Source organism: Simiduia sp., assembly GCF_058345725.1.
Window position 1 is genome coordinate 1 of the sequence record NZ_JBTUOC010000035.1, and the last position, 23551, is coordinate 23551.

Annotated in this window: 22 protein-coding genes; 13 read left to right on the forward strand and 9 right to left on the reverse strand. The window is 58.1% G+C overall.

What is annotated here, in order from left to right; translation table 11 throughout:
* The 6 genes from ACW8F6_RS08740 to pilG all read right to left on the reverse strand — a co-directional run.
* The coding region (locus ACW8F6_RS08740) for a FimL-related protein (protein WP_491575477.1) at window positions 1-3716 on the reverse strand (3716 nt) is incomplete at its 3' end.
* 15 nt (window positions 3717-3731) lie between these two features.
* Entirely contained in the window at window positions 3732-4601 is an 870-nt protein-coding gene (locus tag ACW8F6_RS08745; protein ID WP_491575478.1) for a CheR family methyltransferase, read from the reverse strand.
* 18 nt (window positions 4602-4619) lie between these two features.
* A complete protein-coding gene (locus tag ACW8F6_RS08750; RefSeq protein WP_491575479.1) occupies window positions 4620-6788 on the reverse strand; it encodes a methyl-accepting chemotaxis protein in 2169 nt (722 codons plus the stop codon).
* Window positions 6789-6856: 68 nt separating this feature from the next.
* Complete coding sequence (locus ACW8F6_RS08755) at window positions 6857-7411, reverse strand: chemotaxis protein CheW (RefSeq protein ID WP_491575480.1); 555 nt, start codon at window positions 7409-7411, stop codon at window positions 6857-6859.
* Between the two features lie 23 nt (window positions 7412-7434).
* On the reverse strand, window positions 7435-7797 hold the full coding sequence (gene pilH / locus ACW8F6_RS08760; protein WP_491575481.1) for a twitching motility response regulator PilH: 363 nt from the start codon (window positions 7795-7797) through the stop codon (window positions 7435-7437).
* Window positions 7798-7861: 64 nt separating this feature from the next.
* Window positions 7862-8257, reverse strand: coding sequence for a twitching motility response regulator PilG (gene pilG, locus ACW8F6_RS08765; RefSeq protein WP_183907265.1), 396 nt, complete (start codon window positions 8255-8257; stop codon window positions 7862-7864).
* Window positions 8258-8579: 322 nt separating this feature from the next.
* Here pilG and gshB point away from each other — a divergent pair, with 322 nt between their 5' ends.
* The 4 genes from gshB to ruvX are packed head-to-tail and all read left to right on the forward strand — an operon-like array spanning window position 8580 to window position 11573.
* On the forward strand, window positions 8580-9545 hold the full coding sequence (gene gshB / locus ACW8F6_RS08770; protein WP_491575482.1) for a glutathione synthase: 966 nt from the start codon (window positions 8580-8582) through the stop codon (window positions 9543-9545).
* Window positions 9546-9548: 3 nt separating this feature from the next.
* On the forward strand, window positions 9549-10466 hold the full coding sequence (locus ACW8F6_RS08775; RefSeq protein ID WP_491575483.1) for an energy transducer TonB: 918 nt from the start codon (window positions 9549-9551) through the stop codon (window positions 10464-10466).
* Between the two features lie 59 nt (window positions 10467-10525).
* The gene (locus ACW8F6_RS08780) at window positions 10526-11119 is read left to right on the forward strand and encodes a YqgE/AlgH family protein (protein ID WP_491575484.1); all 594 of its coding nucleotides are present in this window, start codon (window positions 10526-10528) and stop codon (window positions 11117-11119) included.
* Window positions 11120-11156: 37 nt separating this feature from the next.
* On the forward strand, window positions 11157-11573 hold the full coding sequence (gene ruvX / locus ACW8F6_RS08785; RefSeq protein WP_491575485.1) for a Holliday junction resolvase RuvX: 417 nt from the start codon (window positions 11157-11159) through the stop codon (window positions 11571-11573).
* A gap of 38 nt (window positions 11574-11611) precedes the next feature.
* Here ruvX and ACW8F6_RS08790 read toward each other — a convergent pair whose 3' ends face one another.
* Both ACW8F6_RS08790 and ACW8F6_RS08795 read right to left on the reverse strand, forming a co-directional pair.
* On the reverse strand, window positions 11612-12754 hold the full coding sequence (locus ACW8F6_RS08790; protein WP_491575486.1) for a PilT/PilU family type 4a pilus ATPase: 1143 nt from the start codon (window positions 12752-12754) through the stop codon (window positions 11612-11614).
* 18 nt (window positions 12755-12772) lie between these two features.
* Window positions 12773-13807: a type IV pilus twitching motility protein PilT gene (locus tag ACW8F6_RS08795; RefSeq protein ID WP_491575487.1), complete on the reverse strand. Its 1035-nt coding sequence runs from the start codon at window positions 13805-13807 to the stop codon at window positions 12773-12775.
* A gap of 123 nt (window positions 13808-13930) precedes the next feature.
* On the opposite strand from ACW8F6_RS08795, the gene ACW8F6_RS08800 reads away from it, so the two are divergent.
* The 3 genes from ACW8F6_RS08800 to ACW8F6_RS08810 all read left to right on the forward strand — a co-directional run bounded on the left by ACW8F6_RS08800 (window position 13931) and on the right by ACW8F6_RS08810 (window position 16112).
* On the forward strand, window positions 13931-14614 hold the full coding sequence (locus ACW8F6_RS08800) for a YggS family pyridoxal phosphate-dependent enzyme (RefSeq protein WP_491575526.1): 684 nt from the start codon (window positions 13931-13933) through the stop codon (window positions 14612-14614).
* 88 nt (window positions 14615-14702) lie between these two features.
* Window positions 14703-15518, forward strand: a complete 816-nt coding sequence (proC, locus tag ACW8F6_RS08805) for a pyrroline-5-carboxylate reductase (RefSeq protein ID WP_491575488.1) — start codon at window positions 14703-14705, stop codon at window positions 15516-15518.
* Window positions 15519-15521: 3 nt separating this feature from the next.
* A complete protein-coding gene (locus ACW8F6_RS08810) occupies window positions 15522-16112 on the forward strand; it encodes a YggT family protein (protein WP_491575489.1) in 591 nt (196 codons plus the stop codon).
* Window positions 16113-16218: 106 nt separating this feature from the next.
* Here ACW8F6_RS08810 and ACW8F6_RS08815 read toward each other — a convergent pair whose 3' ends face one another.
* Window positions 16219-17184 (reverse strand): calcium/sodium antiporter, encoded by a 966-nt coding sequence (locus ACW8F6_RS08815; RefSeq protein ID WP_491575490.1) that lies wholly within the window; start codon window positions 17182-17184, stop codon window positions 16219-16221.
* 246 nt (window positions 17185-17430) lie between these two features.
* On the opposite strand from ACW8F6_RS08815, the gene ACW8F6_RS08820 reads away from it, so the two are divergent.
* The 6 genes from ACW8F6_RS08820 (at window position 17431) to hemW (ending at window position 23508) form a co-directional block, all read left to right on the forward strand.
* Complete coding sequence (locus ACW8F6_RS08820) at window positions 17431-19416, forward strand: dynamin family protein (RefSeq protein ID WP_491575491.1); 1986 nt, start codon at window positions 17431-17433, stop codon at window positions 19414-19416.
* A 91-nt stretch (window positions 19417-19507) separates the two neighbouring features.
* The gene (metX, locus tag ACW8F6_RS08825; protein ID WP_491575492.1) at window positions 19508-20659 is read left to right on the forward strand and encodes a homoserine O-succinyltransferase MetX; all 1152 of its coding nucleotides are present in this window, start codon (window positions 19508-19510) and stop codon (window positions 20657-20659) included.
* 2 nt (window positions 20660-20661) lie between these two features.
* Window positions 20662-21249, forward strand: coding sequence for a methionine biosynthesis protein MetW (gene metW, locus ACW8F6_RS08830; protein WP_491575527.1), 588 nt, complete (start codon window positions 20662-20664; stop codon window positions 21247-21249).
* A 2-nt stretch (window positions 21250-21251) separates the two neighbouring features.
* Window positions 21252-21737, forward strand: coding sequence for a DUF4426 domain-containing protein (locus ACW8F6_RS08835; RefSeq protein WP_491575493.1), 486 nt, complete (start codon window positions 21252-21254; stop codon window positions 21735-21737).
* Window positions 21724-22335 (forward strand): RdgB/HAM1 family non-canonical purine NTP pyrophosphatase, encoded by a 612-nt coding sequence (gene rdgB / locus ACW8F6_RS08840; protein WP_491575494.1) that lies wholly within the window; start codon window positions 21724-21726, stop codon window positions 22333-22335. The genes ACW8F6_RS08835 and rdgB overlap by 14 nt, the downstream gene beginning before the upstream one ends.
* Window positions 22336-23508 carry a radical SAM family heme chaperone HemW gene (gene hemW, locus ACW8F6_RS08845; RefSeq protein WP_491575495.1) on the forward strand — a complete coding sequence of 391 codons (1173 nt, stop codon included), beginning with the start codon at window positions 22336-22338 and terminating at the stop codon, window positions 23506-23508.
* The last annotated feature ends 43 nt before the right edge of the window (window positions 23509-23551 follow it).

A 23551-nucleotide genomic window follows, 5' to 3' on the forward strand; every position in this document is an offset into this window, starting at 1 on the left:
GCTTCTGATTCTGCTTCTGCTTCTGCTTCTGCTTCTGCTTCTGCTTCTGCTTCTGCTTCTGCTTCTGCTTCTGCTTCTGCTTCTGCTTCTGCTTCTGCAGGATTAGCGTTCGCGTCGCTCGCCATCTCGTCAAGTGATTGCGAGGATGTTTGCGTATCTAATTCAAAGGCGCTGGTGTCCTCCTCCTGCTCCAGCTCCACCTCGGTGACATCGGGCAGTGCCAGCTCTATATCTTGCGCCAGATCTTCAACGTCTTCCACCACATCGGCCTGCGCAACAGGCGCCGCTTCGGGTGCGAGCTCATCATCGTCCTCGGCCTCGGGCAGGGTGAAAACGATATCCTCATCGGTTTCAGGAGGCTGAAGGTCGGCGGGTTCGATTCCTTCAGTTTCAAACGGCGCCAGTGCCGCCAGCGCAGCCATGACTTCATCGGAAACAGGCAGGATGTTTTGTCCGGCGGCCACGGCGTCCACCATGTCCAACAGGGCTTCGTGGCCCGCGTGTAGCGCCTGATACCCCTCGTCGGTCAGCGTCAAGCGGCCGTCGCTAATGGCGTCGTAAACGTACTTGAGTTGGCCACTTAAGCCACTCATTTGCACCAAATTGGCGTGTTCGGCACCTTTTTCTAAATTGGCAAGCTCGGAGCGCAATGCAGCTAATTGCTCGCGATTGATCGACTGTGCCTGCCAGGCATTCAGCATATCGTCCGCATCGAGCAGCAGGTTCATTTCCTCTGCCATGAAGATCGACAACAACTCTGGGTCAACCTTCTTTTTACCCTGAGCTTCCGCTTCCTGCTGGCGAATCAAGGGGCCAACCGACAGCTCTTTTAGCTCGGCTACGCGGGCAATGAATTGTTGCAGGCGGGGAATTTCGACAGTTTCGCCGGCCTCGATATCTGTGAGCGCTTCGCGCGTATAAGTCACGGCATCGCGCAGCAGCTGAAGAATATCTTCGTCGATATTAACTTGATAAGAACGCAGCTCTTTGACGAAGCGCTCCAGCGGTGTGGCCATTTCCGCAATGGGTACCACATCCGCCATATGCGCACTGCCCTTTAGGGTGTGCAAGGCGCGCTGCATATTTTCGCTGGGCGGCGTGTACAGCGGCGCCAGCTCCTGCATTTCCTCGATGAAGGCTTCCAGCTCTTCTAGGTGGGTGCTAGCTTCAGAGCCAAAGATTTCCCACAGCATGCTGTCGGGCTCGCCGTCGTCTTCTTCGACAGGAACTTCAGATGCTAAGGCAGCCGGCTCAACGTCGGCTGACTCACCCTCTTCCGACGATCTATTGCCCTCTTCAATGCCCGCCAGCAGTTCCGCAGGCATATTGCCTTTGCTCAAGCTTTCGGCCCAGGCTTGGTATTGATCGATGGTGGCTTTATCGGGTACTGGGGTTTTATCCCGGAAGGCGGCAATCATCGCGGGCAGGCGCGCCACCACGCGCTCGATCAAATCCACGTGAATACTGTTGGGCTCGATAGTACCGTCGATGACGCGATTCAACATGTTTTCGATGGACCAAGCCAACTCGCCAATGGCCATGGCCTTCACCATACGACCAGACCCCTTTAGGGTGTGGAAGGCGCGCCGGAATTCAGTCAGTGCCTCTTGGTCGTTAAAATCTTCTTTCCAGCGCGGAAAATACTCGTTAATGGTTTCGGTAACTTCTTCCGCTTCTTCGATGAAAATTTCGAGAATCTCTTCGTCGATTTCATCTTCGGGTTCATCCAGCTCGGCCTCTGCAGCCGCTGGCTCCGATTCTGGCCCAGCCGCTTGCGCCGCCACTGGCGGCTCCGGCTCGACAGCGACCGGTTCGTCAACAGTGTTCGCATTGCCCGCAGGCTCTAACTCCTCCGGCTCGGGTGCATCCTCCGCTTGCGCACTGGCCGCGTCTGCGACTTCGGCCGGCGCGACTTTCTCGTCGTCGGTCTCGGCAACGGGCACATCCATATCGACGTCTTCCACGTCGACCATTTTCTTCAGTACTGATTCTGCGCTGCTCGGTTCAGCATGGGCGCCCGACCTTGGTTTGCTGGATGCCACGGCATAACCCAGCGCCTCGACGCTTTCTTCGGCGACGCTCAACAGCAGGTCATCTTCCTCTTCGATATCGCCACCCAGGCGCTCGAGATAGTACTCAACGCTGGTAATGGCATCGGCCAGGATATCCAGTGTCGACCACTCGGGGGGCTGTTCGACGCCCACCAGTTTTTCTTCCACAAAACGGGCACAGGCGCCAATAATACGCGCCGGACGCGGTAGGGGTACCATGTCCAAACCGCCGCGGATTTCGCGCAGCAGGTTGGGCACATTGCCCAGGTGAGACTGATCCCACTGGGAGGCAATGTATTCGATGACGGCGTCTTTGGCCTGCTCCAGGCCATTGCGGCATTCGCGCAATACCTGTTCTTGCGCTTCGTTTAAATTGATATCGCGTACCGGGCCTTTGCCTTCGCCGGCACCCAAGTTGCGCACCAAATTTTGCAGGCTGTTTTCGATGTCAATTATTTCACCGGCCACGCCCATCAAGACATCTTGGTTAAGGTAGTCCGGGCTGGCTTCCGCGCGTTCTAAGACGGCGGCCTGCGCCAGTACTTGCTGCCGCAAGCTGCCAATACCCAAGACCGCCATGGTGTCGGCCACCCGCTTCAACACCGGCAGTGCTTCGCGCACGTGGCTGCTGGCATCCTCTCCCGACAAACACATATCGAGTGCGTGCTTCACAATATCCAGCTCGTCGCCAATAGCGGCCACTACCGAGCGCATGGCCTCGCCGTCGGGACCCGACAGCAAGTCGTCTTCGGAGAGCTCTTCGACTTTATCCTTCGGCAGCGCTTCGGCCAGCTTGTATTTAGTTTTCAGTCGCGCAATTACCGGCGACTCTACTTCGGCACGCGCGATGTAATACAGCAGGTTTTTCAGCAGCTCGTGCGGTGTACCGGCCTTCAATGCCTTAGTGCCGTAAACGGCCAAGACTTTTATCTCGCGATCGAGCTGGCGCAGCAAATTTTTAACGGAGACACTGGCTTCAATAGAATCGTTTTGAAGCCCTTCCACCAAACCGAGCGCAATTTCCCACAACGGTTGACGCGGCGTACCCTGGGTGAGTTTGTACAAACGCGTAAAGACTTTTTGCAGATACGCCAGGCTTTCGTCGGGCTTAACGCTGCGGATTAAACTGGCCGCTGCCATTTGATACATCTGGCGCAGCTTGGTAACCATTTCAGTCAGCTGCTTGTTGTCTTGCGCGGCGGCCAACGGCTGGCCGGTGACACGCTTGGCGGCCGACATATCGGGGGTAAACAATTGTGTTTCGGTGAGCAGGCTTTGACCGCGCACAGCGCGCAGGTCGTTCAGCAGCGGCAGCACCATCGCGGGCTGATCTTTGCGACTGCTCTTGACGTGCTCCAAGTAGAGCGGCAGCTGCAAAATGGCGCGCATTAAAACTTCCTGGCCTTCTGCTTCGTTTTTAACGCCGCCATTCATCAACGCCTGCGCCAGCTGCTCCATTTCCTCAGCCATCAGCGCCGCGCCGTAAAACTCCACCATTTTCAGGGAGCCGTGTACCTGGTGTATGTGGGTCAGGCAAAAGCGAATGCGCGTGGCATCTTTTGCATTTTCCACATAGGCTTCCAGTGCTTGGCGCGCCTCTTTCAGCGTTTCGCCAATTTCACCGATGACCCAATCCAGGGCTGCAAAGTTACGGTTGTCTCCCAAGGGACCGTCCTCTCGTTATTCGCTCTTAGCCGAGCCAGGAGCGAGGCGCTGGTAGGCTTGTATCTGATCGCCACCGACGCGCTTCATGTTAGGGTGTTGCCATTCCGTGATCTCGCCTAAGCCAACGATCAATACACCGTTGGGCTTCAGGCGGGCTGCCAACTCGTTGAGGATGTCCCGACGTCGCCAACGCCGAAAATAGATCAACAGGTTTTGGCAAAAAATCACATCCATTGGCACGGCTGGCATCTTGGCCAGATCCAGCACATTGCCGTGGGTGAAACACACCCGATCTCTTATTTTTTCAACCACCTGCAGATTTTGGCCCACTGGTGTGAAATACCGGGCTTTTTCCTGTGGGGTGGTTTGGTCCAATTTCCGGGCCGCATAAATCCCCGCGCGCGCCTTGTGCAACGAGGGCAAGCTGATATCGGTGGCGGTTACTCCAAAATAGGGATCTACCGCAGCCAGCTCAAAGCAATCGTTTATCACCATGGCGAGCGCATAGGGCTCTTCGCCCGTGGCACAACCCACACTCCAGACGTCAAAGCTATCATTGAGTGACTGATTATCAATGCGCGTTTGCACTAGGCGGCGAACATACTCGATAGACGGGCGATGCCGGAAGAAACTGGTCTCTTTAACCACCAGCCGATCGACCAGCACCGACCATTCCACCATGCCGTGCAGACCTTCCTGCACCTGGTGCATGTAGGCCTGGTAATCACCGCACTCCAGCTCCCGCATTCGGCTGGCTATTTGGGTCTGCAAAAATGCACGTTGATGGGGCGCCACTTGAATACCGGTACGGTCTTCCAGCAGTTTGCTCCACTGCTGGAATTCGTTGTCCGTAAATTCGGGCAGCGCCCGTAACGACCACACCACGCTACGGCTACTCGCTTATCAAGCTCTGTGGGGCTCTTCTTCGTCTTCCAGACTGGACAATTCGGCATTGAACTCTCCATCCAGATCGAAGCTCACCTCTTCATCTGCGTCGCTCACCTCTTCAACCGCATCGTCCAGGGTCAGTGTCTCTTCGCCGTAGTTGTCATCCAACTCTTCTGGCAGCTTGAAGCCAGCTACCGATTCCCGCAGATCCAGTGCCATCTCGGCCAGGGTACCGATCGACTGGGCCGTGGCCGAAGTACCGGCCGAGGTTTGCGAGGTAATTTCCTGAATCACGTTCATCGTGTTGGAGATGTGGCCGGCAGATGAGGCCTGCTGGCGTGCAGCGTTCGAAATGTTTTGAATCAATTCCGCAAGCGATGACGATACGTTTTCAATTTCTTCCAGTGCCACACCCGCATCCTGTGCGAGACGAGCACCGCGCACCACTTCCGCGGTGGTTTGTTCCATCGAGATTACAGCCTCGTTGGTATCGTTCTGAATCGTTTTAACCAGCGCCTCAATCTGCTTTGTTGCCGCAGCAGAACGTTCCGCAAGACGCTGTACCTCATCCGCAACCACCGCGAAGCCTCGACCTGCGTCACCGGCCATCGAGGCCTGGATCGCAGCGTTAAGTGCAAGGATGTTGGTTTGGTCGGCAATGTCGTTAATCAGCGATACGATGTCACCAATTTCCTGTGACGATTCACCCAGACGCTTAATACGCTTCGAGGTGTCTTGAATCTGTTCGCGAATGGTATCCATCCCGTGGATGGTGTTCTGTACCACTTTTGCACCGTTGCTCGCGATCGATACCGACCGCTCCGCAACCGCGGCTGATTCGGCGGCGTTCGCAGATACCTGGTCAATGGTCACAGCCATTTCGTTCACAGCAGCCGATGCACCGGCAATTTCCTGCGCCTGATGCTCAGAGGCCTCGGCCAGATGCAGTGCCGTTTGCTGGGTTTCCTGAGCGGCAGACGATACGTTCACGGCCGTTTCGTTGATTCGAGAAACCAGTACACGCAGCTGGTCAATGGTGAAGTTGATGGAGTCAGCGATGGCACCGGTGAAATCTTCCGTTACCGTTGCAGTGGTTGTCAGGTCACCATCTGCGAGGTCGGCCAGTTCATCAAGTAGACGCAAAATTGCGTTCTGGTTACGTTCGTTAGTTTCCTCTTCCACCTGCAGGCGCTGGCGTGTGCCCTGGGCCCACTGCGCACCGATCAATACGATAGCCAACAATCCAATCACACCCAAGATGGCGATGGTGAGGTTGTTGGGCTGGCGATTGCCGGCGTTTTCAACAATCTTATCCGAAAGCGTGGTCAGCGCTTCCAGTAAACGGGGCGAGTCATCAAGAATCTGGTTGGTGGCCTGACGGGCCTTAAACAGTGCGGGCGAGGCTTCAAAGATCTCGCGGATGGAACTGTTTACGAACTCAAACAGTTCGGAAATTTCGTTCAATGAGCTCACAGCCTCTGGCTCGGTCACGCGCGAAATACTCATGGCGGCATCGCCGCCCTTCATGCCGGACAGAACCTTACCGAACAAGTTGGCATCCAGATTAAACTGGTCGGCGGCCTGGTCTGCATCGCCGCCACCGCGCAGCATTTTATCCACGTTACGACCAATACGCTCGGCACGCCAGGACTGCATCTGCGCCACCGACACCTGGTCGGCAGGGGCCCCGCTTTCCAGCAGAATTTCAACAATGTTGTTGTGCTCCGCCTGCAGTTCCGGCAGCGATTCGTTCAGTGTGATTGCCACATCGTTCAGGAAGATGATGGTGTCTTTGTTGGTCACAATATTGTTGGCGCTGTTCTTCACACTTTGAAAAATAGCATCAAAGCCCGCAAACTCTTCCGCCAACGCGGTTCGGGTATCGATGTCAGATGCGCGCAAGCGACCCCAGAGGCTGTCCATTTCGGCAATCACTTTCGCCAGTTCCGGGAAAGCAGCTTCGTTGCCAGACGTGGCTTCACGCGCCAGCGATGTTACCCGGAATGACAGGGCGCGCAGTTCTGCGGTGAGCTGCAAATAACCCTGATCCTTGGCAGTATTTTGCTGCACCAGGTAAAAACTCACACCCATCAATACCAGCACAACCAACAGCGCGGCCGCCAAGGCTGCCATCACCGGGTTGCCTCGCATGGATGCGACGAGGCCTCTTGTTTCGTTCTTCATGCTACGCTCCTGACCAACGTTGCGTGTTACTTAAAATAAAGCGGTAAACCGCCCTGAAAAATTCCGGCTTAATCTTCGGCCGCATTGGTAAATCTGGGTTCGCCGGCAAGACTCGCCGGGCTAAATACATTCCACTGGTTTTCACCCTGTCGATAAGCGCCACTGACAAAGGGCGCCACTGCCTTGGGCAGGTCGCTGTTGTCGTCGCTAAAGGTGTCCACGGGAAAGTGTTGCATTCCAAAAACTTGATCGACGATCAGTCCGGAGTAGAGTTCATCGCGGTCTAAAATCAGTACCCTGCGCTGTTTGCGGTGGCTGGAAATTTTAGAACCGAAAAATGCCGCCAGATCAAACAGCGGCAGCAAGCGGCCACGCACGTTGGCCACACCGCGCACCCAGGGCTGAACGCCGGGCAAACGGGTGTAAGGTGGCACTTCCAGCATTTCACTCACTTCGTCCATGGGCGCGACAAACCGGCGCCCCATCAACGAAAAGCCAATGCCACTCCAGTGCGGCTTAATGGCCAGCTGCGCCGGCAGACCCCGCGCAAAATGCTTACTGCGCCCCGCCAGTTCCACCAGAGCCTGAAATGCTCTTGATTGATTCGCCTGTGGCTCTGTCATGAAAATCCCGTTGTTCTACCCGGCTACGCCATAGCGTCTGCGATGGCCTGCACCAGGGTTTTCTCGCTGATGGGCTTGGTCAAATAGGCCTTGGCGCCTTGACGCATGCCCCACACGCGATCGGTTTCCTGATCTTTTGTCGTGACGATGATCACCGGGATATGTGCCGTCTCCTGCGCCTTACTCAGCTGGCGAGTCGCCTGAAAACCATTCAAGCCCGGCATCACGATATCCATCAAAACCAGATCTGGGCGCTCTTTTTTCGCCACGGCTACGCCTTGCTCACCGTTTTCCGCGGTGATAACAGCGTGACCGTTCTTTTCCAGAATGCTGGTCAGCTTGTAAGTTTCTGTGGGTGAATCGTCGACGATTAACACTCTTGCCATAGGTCCCCCGGGAACATCTGTTTTTGTTATGACTTTGGGTTAGCCAGCCTTACCGGCTGCGTTGTTAAGATGCTTTGGCCTGACCAACATGCGTTTGGATGGCGCCTAGCAATTCCGTCTTGGAAAAGGGCTTGGTCAAATATTGATCCGAGCCAACTATCCGGCCTTTAGCCTTATCAAAAAGGCCATCCTTGCTGGACAGCATAATTACCGGTGTCGATTTAAATTCGCTGTTGTTTTTAATCAGCGCACAGGTTTGATAGCCGTCGAGGCGCGGCATCATGATATCAACAAAGATGATATCCGGCCGGGTATCGGCAATTTTAGCCAGTGCATCAAAACCATCGGTGGCGGTAATGACTGTGCACCCGGCTTTGTTCAGGAGTGTTTCTGCAGTGCGACGAATAGTTTTGCTATCGTCGATCACCATGACTTTCAGGCTTTCCAGATTGACGTCCATAATGAGCTTTTGCCTTTCGCTTTATTTTTACCTCGACCAGGCTGGGTCAATGGCGGTTGATCGCCCAAACAGCATAGCAGCCGCGGATGGGCAGCGGCAGCCGAACCTGGATTTGCGGCGAAGACTACGCCGACTGGATGTTTTAACACAGATATTAAGGTTTCGCTATAAGCGACTGAATAAAATGGGAATTTACCCCTAACGTGACCTGGACTATAGCCGCCGCCAGCCGATGGCGCTATCCTCAGCGCCTAATCCAATGTCACCGTTTGCAGCGGCGCTCGAGCCCCCTTGAAGCCCTGCCAAAACACCGAGGTAAGCCATGACCTTTCGCATGGGCATAGTGATGGACCCCATCCACACCTTTAACGCCAAAAAGGACACCACCCTGGTCCTCATGCAGGCCGCCCAAGCGCGCGGCTGGCAGTTACTGGGCTTTGAACAGGGCGATATCTGGCTTGATCAGGGTCGCGCCCAGGGCAGTGGTCGCCCAATCACTGTGGCAGACGACGCCCACCTGGGTCGCCAGGACTGGTACCAGCTGGGCGCTGCCGAACAGCTGCCTCTGGCCGAGCTGGACGTCCTGCTGATGCGCAAAGACCCGCCCTTCGACAGCGAATACGTCTATAGCACCTATGTCCTGGAGGCCGCCCAGCGCGAGGGCGTACTGGTAGTAAACGATCCACAGAGCTTGCGCGATTGCAACGAAAAGGTGTTTGCCACCCAGTTCCCAGACTGCTGCCCGCCGGTGTTGGTGACGCGCAATAACGCGCGTTTGCGGGCCTTCCACCAGCAGCATCAAGACGTTATTTTTAAACCCCTGGACGGCATGGGTGGCAGCGGTATTTTCCGGGTTAAGGCAGATGACCCCAATGTAGGCGTCATTCTCGAAACCCTCACCCGGCAGGGCCGGGAGACCATCATGGCACAACGCTACCTGCCCGAGATCAGCGCCGGCGACAAACGCATACTCGTCATCGACGGCACGCCCGTTCCCTACAGCCTAGCGCGCATTCCCAGCCAGGGCGAAACCCGCGGCAACCTAGCGGCAGGCGGCACTGGCCGACCGCAACCCCTGTCTGAGCGGGATCGCTGGATTGTGGATCAAGTTGCCCCAGCTCTTAAGGCAAAGGGGCTGCTATTTGTGGGCCTGGACGTGATTGGCGACTACCTGACCGAGATCAATGTCACCAGTCCCACCTGCGCGCGCGAAATCGACAATGCCTACCAAACCGATATTGGCGGCCTGCTAATGGACGCGATCGCCCGGCGCCTGGAGGCGCGCTAAGGCATGAGCAGTGCAACCGCGTCTTTGTTGAACGCCCCGCGCGAAAGCCAGGGCGACCGGCTCACCTTTACCCTGTTTGTGGCCCTGGCAGTGCACGCACTGCTGCTCTTTGGCCTGACCTTTAAAGTCGACAAGGGCGCCGGCAAACTGCCGACCCTGGAAATTACCCTGGCCAACCACAAAAGCGCCAGCGAGCCCGAGAAGGCCGACTTCCTGGCCCAGCAGAACCAGGAGGGCAGCGGCACCATCGAAGAGGCCAAGGCGCAAACCACCGATCAGTCGGCCGAGTTTTTTGCGCCAGTGATCAACGACGTCAACCCAACACCACAGCAGCGGCAAATTAAGCCCAGCGAGCGGCGCGACGACCAACTGGTGACCACCACCAGCAAGAGCAGCCACAGCGCCAGCTTGCAACTCGACAAACCCACACCAGAGCAAGAAGAGCGCCAAGGCGAAAACCAGGAGCGCCCCAACACCAACGACGAAATTGCCTCGCTAATGGCCGAGATCGATCGCCAGCGCCAGCAGTACGCCAAACGCCCGCGCGTGCGTCACCTGACCTCGGTGGCCACCAAAAGCTCGGCCGAAGCCGCCTACCTGCTGAAATGGACCGATAAGGTGGAATACGTGGGCAATCGGAATTTCCCGCAAGAGGCCCTGCGACGTGAAATTTTCGGTGCCGTGACCCTGGCCGTACGAGTCAAACCCGACGGCCGCCTGGACCAGGTGCAAATTACCAACCCCTCGGGCTATCGATTGCTGGACGACGCCGCCGTGAGCATTATCCGCGACAGCTCGCCCTTCGCGCCCATCCCCCACGAAGTGCTCCAAAATCACACTCACCTGGAGATAGTGCGCACCCTGCGCTTTGAAATCACCGGCCTGAGCTCCGGCGAGGCGCCGGCCCAGGCGGCGCGCTAATGCCGTCGAGGGCCTGCGGCGCACCTTGTTTTTCAGCCGCCAAACCCCATACTGAAGGTATGAAGAAACACACAGATACACCCAGCGCTGAACTGACGGCCGGCTCTTTGAAGGGCCAGTTTCTGGTTTCCATGCCCAGCCTGCGCGACCCGCACTTTAACCACTCCATCACGCTGATCTGCGATCACAGCGAAGAGGGCGCCATGGGACTAGTGTTAAACCACCCGCTCGGCGACATCACCCTCGGCGACATTTTCGAGCAGATGGGTCTTGATGCCGTGCCGGAGACGGCCCAGCAGGCTATTTACGCCGGCGGCCCAGTACAGCGCGAGCGCGGCTTTGTGGTGCACCCGGCGGCGCAGCGCTGGGAATCCACCATCGAAGTATCGCCCGAGGTAGCCCTGACGGCATCGCGCGATATTCTCGAGTCCATGGCAGCCGGGCGCGGGCCACACAATGCCATCGTGGCCCTTGGCTATGCCGGCTGGGAGGCCGGACAGCTAGAAGACGAAATAGCCAACAATGCCTGGATTACCCTGGCCGGCGACAGCGAGCTGCTCTTCGACACACCGGCCCACCTGCGCTGGTCGGCCGCGGCCAAGCTATTGGGCTTTGACTTAAACCTGATTTCCAGCCACGCCGGCCACGCCTAAGGCCAAACCGCGCGCCGGCACACAAGCGAGCCAAGCTGTGACACAACGTATTCTCGCCTTTGACTTCGGCACCAAAAACATCGGCGCCGCCTACGGCCAGACGCTGACTCGCACCGCCCAAGAACTGCCCACTATCAAGGCCCGCGACGGCGTGCCCGACTGGCAGCAGATTGCCGCGCTGCTGACCGAGTGGCAACCGACGCACCTGCTGGTAGGTCTGCCGCTCAATATGGACGACACGGAAACCGAACTGGCTGCGCGCGCGCGCAAATTCGGCAACCGCCTGCACGGCCGCTTTGGATTACCGGTAGAGATGTGGGATGAGCGTTTGAGTACGCGCGAGGCAAAAGCCGAAGCCCGCGGCCGGGGCCACAGGGGCCACTACAAAAGTGACCCGGTGGACGCCATTGCCGCGCGCCTTATACTGGAAAGCTGGCTGAACAGCCAGCCGTAAAACCGGCGTCGCCCCTGGCAACCAGAGCTTGCGCTTAGTTAGTAAAGCTTGTGGCCGCCCGACTCTTCTTTTTGAATCGTCAATTCATCGGCCGCATTGCTGAGGTAGTCGGCGTCCGTTTCAGAACCCAGTTTAATCAGCAGGCGCAAGTCGTTGGGCGAATCGGCGTAGGAGAGCGCATCTTCGTAAGTAATTTCGCCGCGATCGTACAAATCATAGAGCGCCTGATCGAAGGTTTGCATGCCGAGCTCCGTGGATTTTTTCATCAACGGCTTGAGCTCGTGCACCGCGCCTTTACGGATTAAATCCTGCGCCAACGGGGTATTCAGCAAGACCTCCAAACAGGCCCGCCGGCCGGTGCCGTCCGGTGTGGGAATGAGCTGCTGAGCGATAATGCCGCGCAAGTTCAGCGCCAAGTCCATCCATAACTGCGAGTGACGATCGGCCGGAAAAAAGTGAATAATCCGATCCAGTGCCTGGTTGGCATTGTTGGCGTGCAGCGTACACAAACACAAGTGGCCGGTTTCCGCGAAGGCAATGGCGTGCTCCATGGTTTCGCGCGAGCGCACCTCGCCAATCAAAATCACATCGGGCGCCTGCCGCAAGGTATTCTTCAGCGCTATCTCAAAGGAATCGGTATCGATGCCCACCTCGCGCTGGGTGACAATGCACCCCTGGTGCTGATGAATAAATTCTATGGGGTCTTCAATGGTGATGATGTGCCCTTTGGAATTGCGGTTGCGGTGGCCAATCATCGAGGCCAGCGAGGTGGATTTACCGGTACCCGTCGCGCCCACAAAAATGATCAAGCCGCGCTTGGTCATGGCCAGCTCTTTAATAATTTCCGGCAGGCCTAAATCATCCACTTTGGGAATATTGGTTTCAATGCGACGCAACACCATCCCGGCCAGGTTGCGCTGATAAAACGCGCTGCAGCGAAAGCGGCCAATGCCGCGCGCAGATATGGCAAAGTTTAATTCTTTACTGTCTAAAAACTCGGTGCGCTGCTTTTCGTTCATGACCGACAGTACCACCTCGCGCGACTTCTCGGGCGACAGCGGTGTAGTGGTCACAGGCACCACCTTGCCGTGCAATTTCATCGAAGGCGGTACGCCGGCGGTGATAAACAAATCCGAGGCGCCCTTTTCAACCATCAGGCTTAACAAGCGGTCAAAATCCATAGTAACTCCGTGACCCTGTTAGAAATTTTCGGGAATTTTGGCTTTTTCGCGGGCCACATCTCGCGCAATCACACGGCGCGCCACCAGGTCGGCCAGGCACTGATCCATGGTTTGCATGCCCACCGATGCGCCAGTTTGAATGGCGGAGTACATTTGCGCCACCTTGTCTTCGCGAATCAGGTTACGGATGGCGGGCGTGCCGCGCATAATTTCGTGCGCCGCCACCCGGCCACCGCCGTTTTTCTTCATCAGGGTTTGCGAAATAACCGCTTGCAGTGATTCCGATAGCATCGAGCGCACCATGGCTTTTTCTGCCGCGGGGAAGACGTCGATAATCCGGTCGATGGTTTTTGCCGCCGACTGTGTATGCAAGGTGCCAAACACCAGGTGACCGGTTTCGGCGGCCTCTAGCGCAAGCTTAATGGTTTCTAAATCACGCATCTCACCCACCAGGATGATATCCGGATCTTCCCGCAAGGCGGAGCGCAGTGCGGCAGAGAAACCGTGGGTGTCGCGGTGCACTTCCCGCTGGTTAATCAAACACTTTTTGCTTTCGTGCACGAATTCGATGGGGTCTTCGATGGTCAGAATGTGTTGGTATTTGTTGTCGTTAATGTAATCCACCATCGCCGCCAGGGTGGTGGACTTACCCGAACCGGTGGGCCCGGTCACCAGGCAAATGCCGCGCGGGGTGTTGCAAATGTCGCGGAACACGCTGCCCATACCCAACTCTTCCATGGTCAGCACTTTGGAGGGAATGGTACGGAAAACTGCACCGGCACCGCGGTTCTGGTTAAAAGCGTTTACACGAAAGCGCGCCACACCCGGCACTTCAAACGAGAAGTCCGTCTCTAAAAATTCTTCGTAATCTTTGCGCTGCTTATCGTTCATGATTTCATAGATCAACCCATGCACTTGCTTGTGCTGCATGGGCGGCAAATTAATGCGGCGCACGTCGCCATCAACGCGTATCATGGGCGGCAAACCCGAAGATAGATGCAAATCAGAGGCGCCCTGCTTTGCGCTAAAGGCGAGAAGTTCCGTAATATCCATACCACAACCTTATTTTCAATATTTTGCAGAACACGCAAACTTGCCAGACATTGCTCAACAATTCATCAAATTGCCGAAGCATGCAGCGCGTGTTTACCGATCAACGCTTTGCCATACCAGTATATGCACATGATTGCCGACAAACTAATGCAGGTGGAGGCCCGTTTGCAACAGGCAAGCCATTTAGCCCACCGCCCCCGTGACAGCGTCGCCCTTTTGGCGGTCAGTAAAACCCAGCCAGCAGACCGGCTGCGCGCGGCCTATGCCGCAGGCCAGCGTTGCTTTGGCGAAAACTACCTGCAAGAGGCGCTGGAAAAGCAAGCGGCCCTGTCCGACCTCGACATCGAATGGCATTTTATCGGCCCCATCCAATCCAACAAGACCCGGCCGCTGGCCGAGTCCTTTGCCTGGGTACACAGTGTAGACCGGTTAAAGATTGCGCGACGCCTGAGTGAACAGCGCGGCGATGGCCGGCCGCCACTGAACGTATGCCTGCAGGTCAACATAGATGCCGAGCCCAGCAAAGCGGGCGCGGCGCCGGCGGAAATCGCCGAACTGGCCCAGGCCGTGGCGGACCTGCCACACCTGCGCCTGCGCGGCCTGATGGCCATTCCCGCGCCCCGTAGCCAGCCCGCGCAGCAACGCCAGGCCTTTGCCCAGGTCCGCGCGTTGCTAGCCTCGCTCAATGCCCAGGGCCTGGCACTGGACACTCTATCGATGGGTATGTCGGGCGATCTCGAAGCCGCCGTTGCCGAGGGCGCCACCATTGTGCGGGTGGGTACCGACATCTTTGGGCCCCGCACCTAGCTTGCAGCTAGGCCGGCGCCCCGCGAGCCGGGCTGGAAATTTTGGCATTAGCCCCCACCATTAATACACATTCACAACAGGAAGCCCCATGAGTTATCGCATCGGATTTATTGGCGCCGGCAATATGAGTGCCGCCATTCTCGGCGGAATGGTCAAACAGGGTGTCGCACCCGAACGAATTATCGCCAGCAACCGCAGCACCCCAAAGCTGGATGCCCTGGCTGCTGAATTTGGCATTCAAACCACCACCGACAACCGCGAAGCCGCCAAGGCCGATGTGGTGGTACTGTCGGTCAAGCCCCAGATGATGAAAGCTGTGTGCCTGGATCTGGCACCGGCGTTGGATCACCAGCCGCTCATCGTCACCGTGGCCGCAGGCCTACCCATGGCCAGCTATGAAAGCTGGCTGGGCGCGACACACGCCATCGTGCGCTGCATGCCCAATACACCCTCGCTGGTGGGCAAGGGCGCCAGCGGCCTGTTTGCCAATAGCCACGTCTCCGAGCTGCAGCGCGCGCGCGTAGCGGAAATGATGGGCGCCGTGGGGATTACGGCCTGGGTCGATCGGGAGGCGCTTATCGACGCCGTCATCGCCGTGGCCGGCTCGGCACCGGCGTACTTTTTTCTGATGATGGAAGCCATGATCGACCAGGGCGAGGCCATGGGGCTCGACCGCGCCACTGCCCGCGCCCTGGCACTGCAAACCGCCGCCGGTGCCGCCGAACTGGCAGCCCAGTCGGACGTGCCCGTCGACACCCTGCGGCGCCGCGTAATGTCGCCGGGCGGCACCACCGAGCAGGCGGTATTTTCCTTTGAAGAAGACGGCATTCACGCTATGGTGAGCCGCGCGATGACCCGCTGCGCCAAGCGCGCGGCCGAAATGGCTAAAGAGATGGGGAACTAAGCCTTGGACACCCTGGTAAATATCGTCATATTTCTTCTGAAGACCCTGGGCAGCCTCTACCTGATGGTGGTGTTGCTGCGCCTGATGCTACAAATCGCCAGGGCCGATTTCTACAACCCGCTGTCGCAGGCCGTGGTGAAAGCCACCAATCCGCTGCTGCTGCCTTTACGCAAGGTAATTCCAGGCATTATGGGCGTCGATTTCGCCTCTATTGTGCTGGCGCTGTTGGTGGCCATGGCGCTGGCGCAATCCATTATTTTGCTCAAGGGCTTTGGATTTCTGAACCCGTTTTACCTGCTTGCCTGGTCCGCGGTCATGGTGCTGGCAAGCCTGGCCAGCCTGCTATTTTGGGCGCTGATTATTCTGGTAATCGCAAGCTTCGTGGCGCCGCAAAGCTACCACCCGGCGCTGCTGCTGATCCGGCAGTTAATGCAACCGGTACTGGGTCCCATCCAGAGGGTGATTCCACCCATGGGTGGCCTGGACTTTAGCCCGCTGGTGCTAATCATCGGCCTGCAGATTATCAGCAACTTTCTGATCCCCACCTTTGCCCAGCAATTGGCCATGCCCGCTTGGCTGTTTTTGGGCTACTAAGCCACACAGCGCACTGCAATGGGTACACCAACACAGCTAGCTGGACAGATACGGACACAAAAAAGGGCCGCTAGGCGGCCCTGGTGACACGGGGCGCGACCGGACGCTAACCGATCACCTGCATTGCCAGTGCGCCGTTGTAACCCACATAGGCGGTCACCAGCAGCACCCCCTGCCAACGGCGAATGGCGGCGCGCTTAATCGCGCGATAACACAGAATCGCCAGCGCACCCGACAGCAATACCATCACCAGCGCATCGCGGCCCAACACGTCGGGTGCCACCGCATCCGGGTGAATCAAGCCGGCGATACCCACCACCCCCAAAATATTGAACACATTGGAGCCAATGACATTGCCGATGGCCATGTCGTGCTGATTCTTGCGCACGCTGGCGATGCTGGCGGCCAGTTCCGGCAGGCTGGTGCCCAGCGCCACTACGGTTAAGCCGATAATTAACTCGCTAATGCCCAGCGCCAGAGCAATTTCTGTGGACGACCACACCAGCAAGCGCGAACTGGCCAGTAGCACCAACAGGCCAATCACCAGCGCGGTGGCCGCTTTCACGCCGCTTTGTTCGTGGGAAATACTGGCGTCTGCCTCGGCACCCAAGGCGTCGTCGGGCGACTGCACGCTCTGCCACACGCCAAAGCCGATATACAGCCCCAAAGCACCCAGCAACAAGGCCGCGTCGCCCCGGCCCAACCAGCCGTTAGTAAGCACCAACACACCCAGGCCGGTGGCCACCAGCATCAGCGGCATTTCCTGGCTGACCACGCGCGAATGCACGCTGATAGGCGCCAGAATGGCGGTGATACCGACGATCAAACCGATATTGGCAATGTTAGAGCCGATGGCATTGCCCAAGGCCAGATCCGGCTCGCCCTGCCAAGCGGCTATGGCAGATACCAACATTTCTGGCGCGGAAGTACCAAAACCAACAATCAAAATGCCTACCAGTAGTGGCGACATGCCCAAAAGCTGCGCCACCGCCGCTGCGCCGTCGATAAATTTATCTGCGCTCCAGGTCAACAACACTAAGCCAACAATCAAGCCACCTACAGCAATCAGCACATCACACCCCTTGGTTTCAGGTCTGTATATTGGGTCGCCATTGTATGCAAGGGCGCTCCAAATGACACGACCAAAGGCCGCTTTAGCAATGTCAAAAGCAATAAAAATGGCCTAATAGCGCCAAATCGTTATAACGAGAACTTTGAAGTTGCACACCATTCGGTTTTAATGGGCGGCTATCAAAAGAACAATAAGGTGGGTCGCGTCAACGGTTGGCGAGCACCCACTATTGCAACAGGTTGTCTTATGGATCACGCATCACTCTACCGCCAATTGTCCGGCTTCCAGCACTGGAAGCAGCAGCTCAACACCCAGCTACAGGCGTTCATGCACTGGCTGCACACCCACAAGGTCACCTCCAAGGCGGCCGAGCAGAGCTTGCAGCACGCCCGCACACTGCTCGACAGCGACCAGTTCACCCTGGCGCTGGTGGGTGAGTTTTCACGCGGTAAGACCGAGCTGATCAACGCGTTGCTGTTTGCCGAATACGGCCATCGGCTGCTGCCTTCGCAACCCGGCCGCACCACCATGTGCCCCACAGAGATCTACCGCGACCCGAATATCCCCAAGGGTTGCGTGCGCCTACTGCCCATCGAAACCCGCCGCTCCAACGTGGCCCTGGCGGCCTTTAAACGCATTCCACAAAAATGGGTCAGCACCCACTTCGACCCCCACAACCCCGAGCAGGTGCGCGAAGCCATGGCGCGTATTGCCGAGGTCAAAATAGTTTCCGTGCAAGAGGCCGAGCGCCTGGGCTTTGATACCGACGGTCTGGTGCGCTCGCGCGACAGCGCCGATAAGGTGGAAGTGCCCGTTTGGCGCCACGCCCTGGTGAGCCTGGATCACCCCCTACTGGCGCGCGGTCTGCGTATTCTCGACACGCCGGGCCTGAATGCCCTGGGCAACGAACCGGAGCTGGCGCTCAGCACGCTGGCGAGCGCGCAGGCTATGTTGTTTTTGTTGTCTGCCGACACCGGCGTCACCGCCACCGATATGGAAATTTGGAACGAGCACATCAACATTCTGCGCCACACCCAAGGCACCGAAGTGCTCACCCTGCTTAATAAAATCGACACCCTTTGGGACGACTTACAGCCCCAGGAAGACATACTTCTGGCCATTCACAAAGTGCGCGAAACCACGTCGCGACAACTGCAGCAGCCGCTGGAGCAGGTATTGACCCTGTCGGCCAAACAGGCGCTTCTGGCCCACGCCAAGGGCGATGCGCCACTGCTAATGCGCAGCCAGCTGCCCAAACTTGAAAAAGTGCTGTCCAGTAAGCTGATCGACAACCGCACCCGCCTGGCCAGCCACCGCTTGATAAACGACCTGCTCACCATCATGGACGACACCAGCAACTTGTTGCGCGAACGCCTGTACGCCGCCGATCGCGATTTGGCGGAGGTGGAAGCGGCTCGCAGCGACGCCGAACACCGGGCCACCTTGGCCAGCCTGCGCGCCAACATCAAGCGCATTCACCACCAATACCACAAGCAAAGCCTGTCGCTGAAATCCAGCGAACGCCTGCTGTACCGCCAGCGCGACAGCCTGCTGGGCCCCATCGGCGAGACGGTTATCGAACAGCATATCGCCCTGGCCCAGTCCCAGCTGGCCGCCAGCTGGCACACCTTTGGGGTGGGCCGGGTGGTGCAGGAATTTTTCGACAACATCGACCACTGCCTGTCCAACCTGAATCATCAGTTGGTGCAGGCCAATACGGTGATGCAATCCATCTACCGCCGCGAAGACAGCAACGTCAATCCCGATCTGCTGCGCAACCACGAGTTTAATTTGCGCCACTATCGCGCGCGCGCCAACCAATTGCGCGCCCACAGCAAACAGTACTCGCTCGGATTGGGCAATCTACTCACCAGTAAGCAAAGTTTGATGACGCGCTTTCTGGGTACCATCGCCCAGGAAACGCGCAATCTGATTGCCGAGCTGCGCAACGACATCGACAGCTGGCTAAAGGACGCCCTGGCGCCGCTCAACCACCGCAACCTCTACCAGAAAAAATTACTGGACGAGCAACTGCTGCAACTGGCCAATCTGAATTTGCAAAGCAGCGGTCAGCAGGAGCAAGTGGCGGCGCTGAAGACGCAGATTGCCACCTTGGAAACTGCGCTGATGGATCTGGATACCATTATCAGCAGCACCCGCGCTCTGCAGCCGAGTGCGGAAAGCGCCGACAATGTGGTCAACCTGCACACCAAAAGCGCGTCCAACGTTTAGTGGGACGCCAATTTAGTTCGCACCCGCTTGCCCTGGCACGGGTGCATCCTTAGACTTGCGGCCAACGTTAACCGCGACCGGATAGTCCAACGTGCCCAAGCCCGACGCCAACTCAGTTGGCATAGTGAAACCTGAATACCTCACCGTCACCGAGCCGCTCACGCTGGCCTGCGGCCGGGTACTGAACGGTTATCAGCTGATCTATGAAACCTATGGCCAGCTCAACGCCGACGCTAGCAACGCCGTGCTCATTTGCCACGCGCTGTCGGGCACCCACCACGCCGCTGGCTACCACAGCGAGGACGACCGCAAACCCGGTTGGTGGGACCACTACATCGGCCCAGGTAAATCCATCGATACTCGGCGCTTTTTTGTGGTGGCGGTCAACAACCTCGGCGGTTGCGCGGGTTCCACCGGCCCCACCAGCATCAACCCCGACACCGGCAAGCCCTGGGGGCCAGACTTTCCCACACTGCGGGTGCGCGACTGGGTTCACTCCCAGGCCAAGCTCGCCGATCACCTGGGTATTCGCACCTGGGCCGCGGTGGTGGGTGGCTCGCTCGGCGGCATGCAGGCCATGCGCTGGACGCTGGAATACCCGGACCGGGTGCGCAACTGCGTGGTCATTGCCTCGGCCATGAAGCTCACCGCGCAAAACATCGCCTTTAACGAGACTGCGCGCAACGCCATTACCTCGGATCCCAATTTTTGCAACGGCGATTACCTGGCCCACCAGACCAGCCCTAAACAGGGCCTTGCGGTGGCGCGCATGATCGGCCACATCACCTACATGTCGGGCGACGGGTTGGGGGAAAAATTTGGCCGCGAACTGCGCTCGGGCAGCTTCGAGCAGGGCCGCGACGAGCTGGTGGAGTTTCAGGTGCAAAGCTATCTGCGCTACCAGGGCGATGTTTTTTCCGACAATTTTGACGCCAACACCTACCTGTTGATGACCCGCGCACTCGACTACTTCGACCTGGCGCGCGAATATAACGACGACCCGGCCCAGGCCTTTGCGCACGCCAAAGCGCGCTTTTTGGTGGTGTCCTTCACCACCGACTGGCGCTTTTCCCCCGAGCGATCGCGCGAAATTGCACACGCGTTGATGGCTGCCAACAAGCCGGTTTGCTACGCTGAAATTGAGTCCAATTTTGGTCACGATGCCTTTTTGCTGCCCAATCCGCGCTACGAACAGGTGTTCACACAATTTATGAATACCTTAGACACGGAGGTGGATGCATGAGCCTGCGCATAGACCACTCCATTATCGAAGCCTGGGTAAAGCCCGGCTCGCGCCTGCTGGATTTGGGTTGCGGCGACGGCAGCCTGCTGCAGTTGTTGCGCGACAGCCGCCAGGTGGAAGGCTACGGGCTGGAAATTGGCGCCGACGAAATCAACGCCTGTATTGCCAAGGGCGTCAATGTCATTGAGCACAACCTGGACGAGGGGCTGACGCGCTTCGGCGACAATAGTTTTGATCTGGTGATCATGACCCAGGCCCTGCAGACCATGCGCTTTCCCCACCTGGTGCTAGATGAAATGCTGCGCGTGGGCCGCGAGTGCATTATTGCCTTCCCGAATTTCGGTCACTGGAAGGCGCGCTGGCACCTGGCCACCAGCGGCCGCATGCCGGTGTCGGACCTGCTGCCCTATCAATGGTACGACACACCCAACATTCACTTTTGCACGGTGCGAGATTTCGAGGTGCTGTGTGCGGAAAAAAATATTCGCATACTGCAGCGCCAGGTTACCGGTGCTGCAGGCACCCACAAAATCATCGATCTGGCACCCAATTTACTGGCCGTGAATGCGGTCTATCACTTGAGTAAATAGCGATGCACAAACACATCTTTGTCACACTAGTCGCGCTTTGCTGGCTGGCGATTACACCCGGCGCGCTGGCGCAACCCGAACCGCCCACTGCCCAGCCAATTGAAGCGCAACCCTGGGTCGACCAGGGCGATTACCGCGTGCACTTCAGCACCTTTACCAGCGATTTTTTGCAGCCCGGCACCGCCGACGCCCTGGGATTTACCCGCGCCAAAGATCGCGTACTGGTCAATGTTGCGGTAACCCGCAAACAGCCCGACGGCAGCTACAGCCTGGGCGTGCCGGCGGACATAAGCGGCAGTGCCACTAACCTGATGCAACAGCAAAAGTCGCTGGTTTTCAAAAAAGTCGCCGAGACCGGGGCCACCTACTACCTGGCCGAACTGCGCTTTACCAATGAAGAGATGATGCACTTTCAGCTCTCGATTAACACGCCTAGCGGCGATACCTTGGCCGTGAAATTTTCCCGGAAACTCTATGTCAGCCCTTAACTCACTGGTACTGGCCAGCAACAACGCAGGCAAACTTAAAGAGCTGAACGACATGCTGGCAGGCTGCGGAATTTCGGTGCTGCCGCAATCGCATTTCAACATCCCCGATGCCGATGAGACCGGCCTGTCGTTTGTTGAGAATGCCCTATTGAAAGCCCGACACGCCGCCCGCCTGTCGGGCCTGCCCGCGCTGGCCGACGACTCCGGCCTGTCGGTGGACGCCCTGGGCGGCGCACCCGGCATCTACTCCGCCCGTTACGCCGGCGAGCACGGCAACGACCCGGCCAACAATGCCAAGCTCCTCGAGGCGCTTAAAGACCTGCCCGAAGCCGAGCGCGGTGCGCGCTTCTTGTGCGTACTGGCGTTGGTGCGCCACGCCGAAGACCCGGTGCCCATCATCTGCCAGGGCGAGTGGCGCGGCCGCATTTTGCACGAGCCGCGGGGCGACAACGGCTTTGGGTACGACCCGCTGTTCTGGGTACCCGAGCGCAGTTGTGCCTCCGCCGAACTCGGCAAGTCCGACAAAAATGCGCTCTCCCACCGGGGCAAAGCGCTCGCCCTCTTGTTGCAGCAGCTGAAACATTTGTCGGGCGGCTGAGTGAACTCGCTGCCTCCCTTATCGCTGTATATCCACATTCCCTGGTGCGTGCGCAAGTGCCCCTATTGCGACTTCAACTCGCACAAAGCCGGCCACCTGCTACCCGAAGCCGACTATGTGCAGGCGGTGTTGGCGGACATGGACGACGAGGTCGCCGCTGCCCAGGGCCGGCCCATCAGCTCGGTGTTTTTTGGCGGCGGCACCCCCAGCCTGTTTAGTGCCAACGCCATAGGCGCGCTGCTTGCCGGCGCCGAGCGCCGCTTTGGTTTTAGCGCCGATGTGGAAATTACCCTGGAGGCCAACCCGGGTACCGCCGAGCAAGGCCGCTTTGCAGGTTACCGCGCGGCGGGCGTGAACCGCTTGTCCATTGGTGTGCAAAGTTTTAACGCCGAACACTTGGCGCACCTCGGCCGCATTCACAGTGGCGGCGAAGCTATCGCTGCCGTTGCCATGGCCAGGCGCGCCGGCTTTGACAATTTCAACTTGGATTTAATGCACGGCCTGCCCGCTCAAACGCCAGACGACGCCTGCGCCGATCTGCAACAGGCCCTGGCACTCGACCCCAATCACCTGTCCTGGTACCAGCTCACCATCGAGCCCAACACCGAATTTTTTCGCAAGCCGCCGCGCCTGCCGGTGGAAGACACGCTGGCCGATATTCAAGACCAGGGCCAGGCGTTGTTGGCAACAGCGGGGCTCGCGCAATACGAAATTTCCGCTTACGCCAAACCCCACAAAGCGGCGCACCACAATCTGAATTATTGGCAGTTCGGCGATTATGTGGGCGTGGGCGCGGGCGCGCACGGCAAAATCAGCCACTGGCACGACGGCCAATTGTTGATTGACCGCCGCTGGAAGACGCGGTTGCCCGAGCACTACCTGGCGCGCCTGCACACTGAAGGCAGCCCCGGCAACAACTACCGATTTGCCGCCAACAGCGAACGGCTGACTGCCGCCGAGCTACCCTTGGAGTTTATGATGAACGCCCTGCGGCTCACCGAGGGCGTGCCCGCGCCGCTGTTTACAGCCCGCACCAACCTGCCCGCGACCGCGCTGGAACCCGCCCTGACCGAGCTGCGTGCACAGGGGCTGATATTCCCGCACCGGCTACAACCCACGCCGCTGGGCAGCCGGTTTTTGAATCGCCTGCTGCTGGCCTTTGAACCGGATTAGCCTGCTACACTTGCTCTTGCAGCTGCGCTGGCGCACGCAGCCC

What these genes read in the sequence shown, in the direction of transcription:
- ACW8F6_RS08820 (WP_491575491.1), top strand. Translation starts at nt 17,431, where the DNA reads ATGGATCACGCATCACTCTACCGCCAATTGTCCGGCTTCCAGCACTGG.
- ACW8F6_RS08790 (WP_491575486.1), bottom strand. Translation starts at nt 12,754, where the DNA reads ATGGATTTTGACCGCTTGTTAAGCCTGATGGTTGAAAAGGGCGCCTCG.
- ACW8F6_RS08835 (WP_491575493.1), top strand. Translation starts at nt 21,252, where the DNA reads ATGCACAAACACATCTTTGTCACACTAGTCGCGCTTTGCTGGCTGGCG.
- pilH (WP_491575481.1), bottom strand. Translation starts at nt 7,797, where the DNA reads ATGGCAAGAGTGTTAATCGTCGACGATTCACCCACAGAAACTTACAAG.
- ACW8F6_RS08775 (WP_491575483.1), top strand. Translation starts at nt 9,549, where the DNA reads ATGAGCAGTGCAACCGCGTCTTTGTTGAACGCCCCGCGCGAAAGCCAG.
- ACW8F6_RS08795 (WP_491575487.1), bottom strand. Translation starts at nt 13,807, where the DNA reads ATGGATATTACGGAACTTCTCGCCTTTAGCGCAAAGCAGGGCGCCTCT.
- proC (WP_491575488.1), top strand. Translation starts at nt 14,703, where the DNA reads ATGAGTTATCGCATCGGATTTATTGGCGCCGGCAATATGAGTGCCGCC.
- ACW8F6_RS08800 (WP_491575526.1), top strand. Translation starts at nt 13,931, where the DNA reads ATGCACATGATTGCCGACAAACTAATGCAGGTGGAGGCCCGTTTGCAA.
- ACW8F6_RS08755 (WP_491575480.1), bottom strand. Translation starts at nt 7,411, where the DNA reads ATGACAGAGCCACAGGCGAATCAATCAAGAGCATTTCAGGCTCTGGTG.
- ACW8F6_RS08780 (WP_491575484.1), top strand. Translation starts at nt 10,526, where the DNA reads ATGAAGAAACACACAGATACACCCAGCGCTGAACTGACGGCCGGCTCT.
- gshB (WP_491575482.1), top strand. Translation starts at nt 8,580, where the DNA reads ATGACCTTTCGCATGGGCATAGTGATGGACCCCATCCACACCTTTAAC.
- pilG (WP_183907265.1), bottom strand. Translation starts at nt 8,257, where the DNA reads ATGGACGTCAATCTGGAAAGCCTGAAAGTCATGGTGATCGACGATAGC.
- rdgB (WP_491575494.1), top strand. Translation starts at nt 21,724, where the DNA reads ATGTCAGCCCTTAACTCACTGGTACTGGCCAGCAACAACGCAGGCAAA.
- ACW8F6_RS08750 (WP_491575479.1), bottom strand. Translation starts at nt 6,788, where the DNA reads ATGAAGAACGAAACAAGAGGCCTCGTCGCATCCATGCGAGGCAACCCG.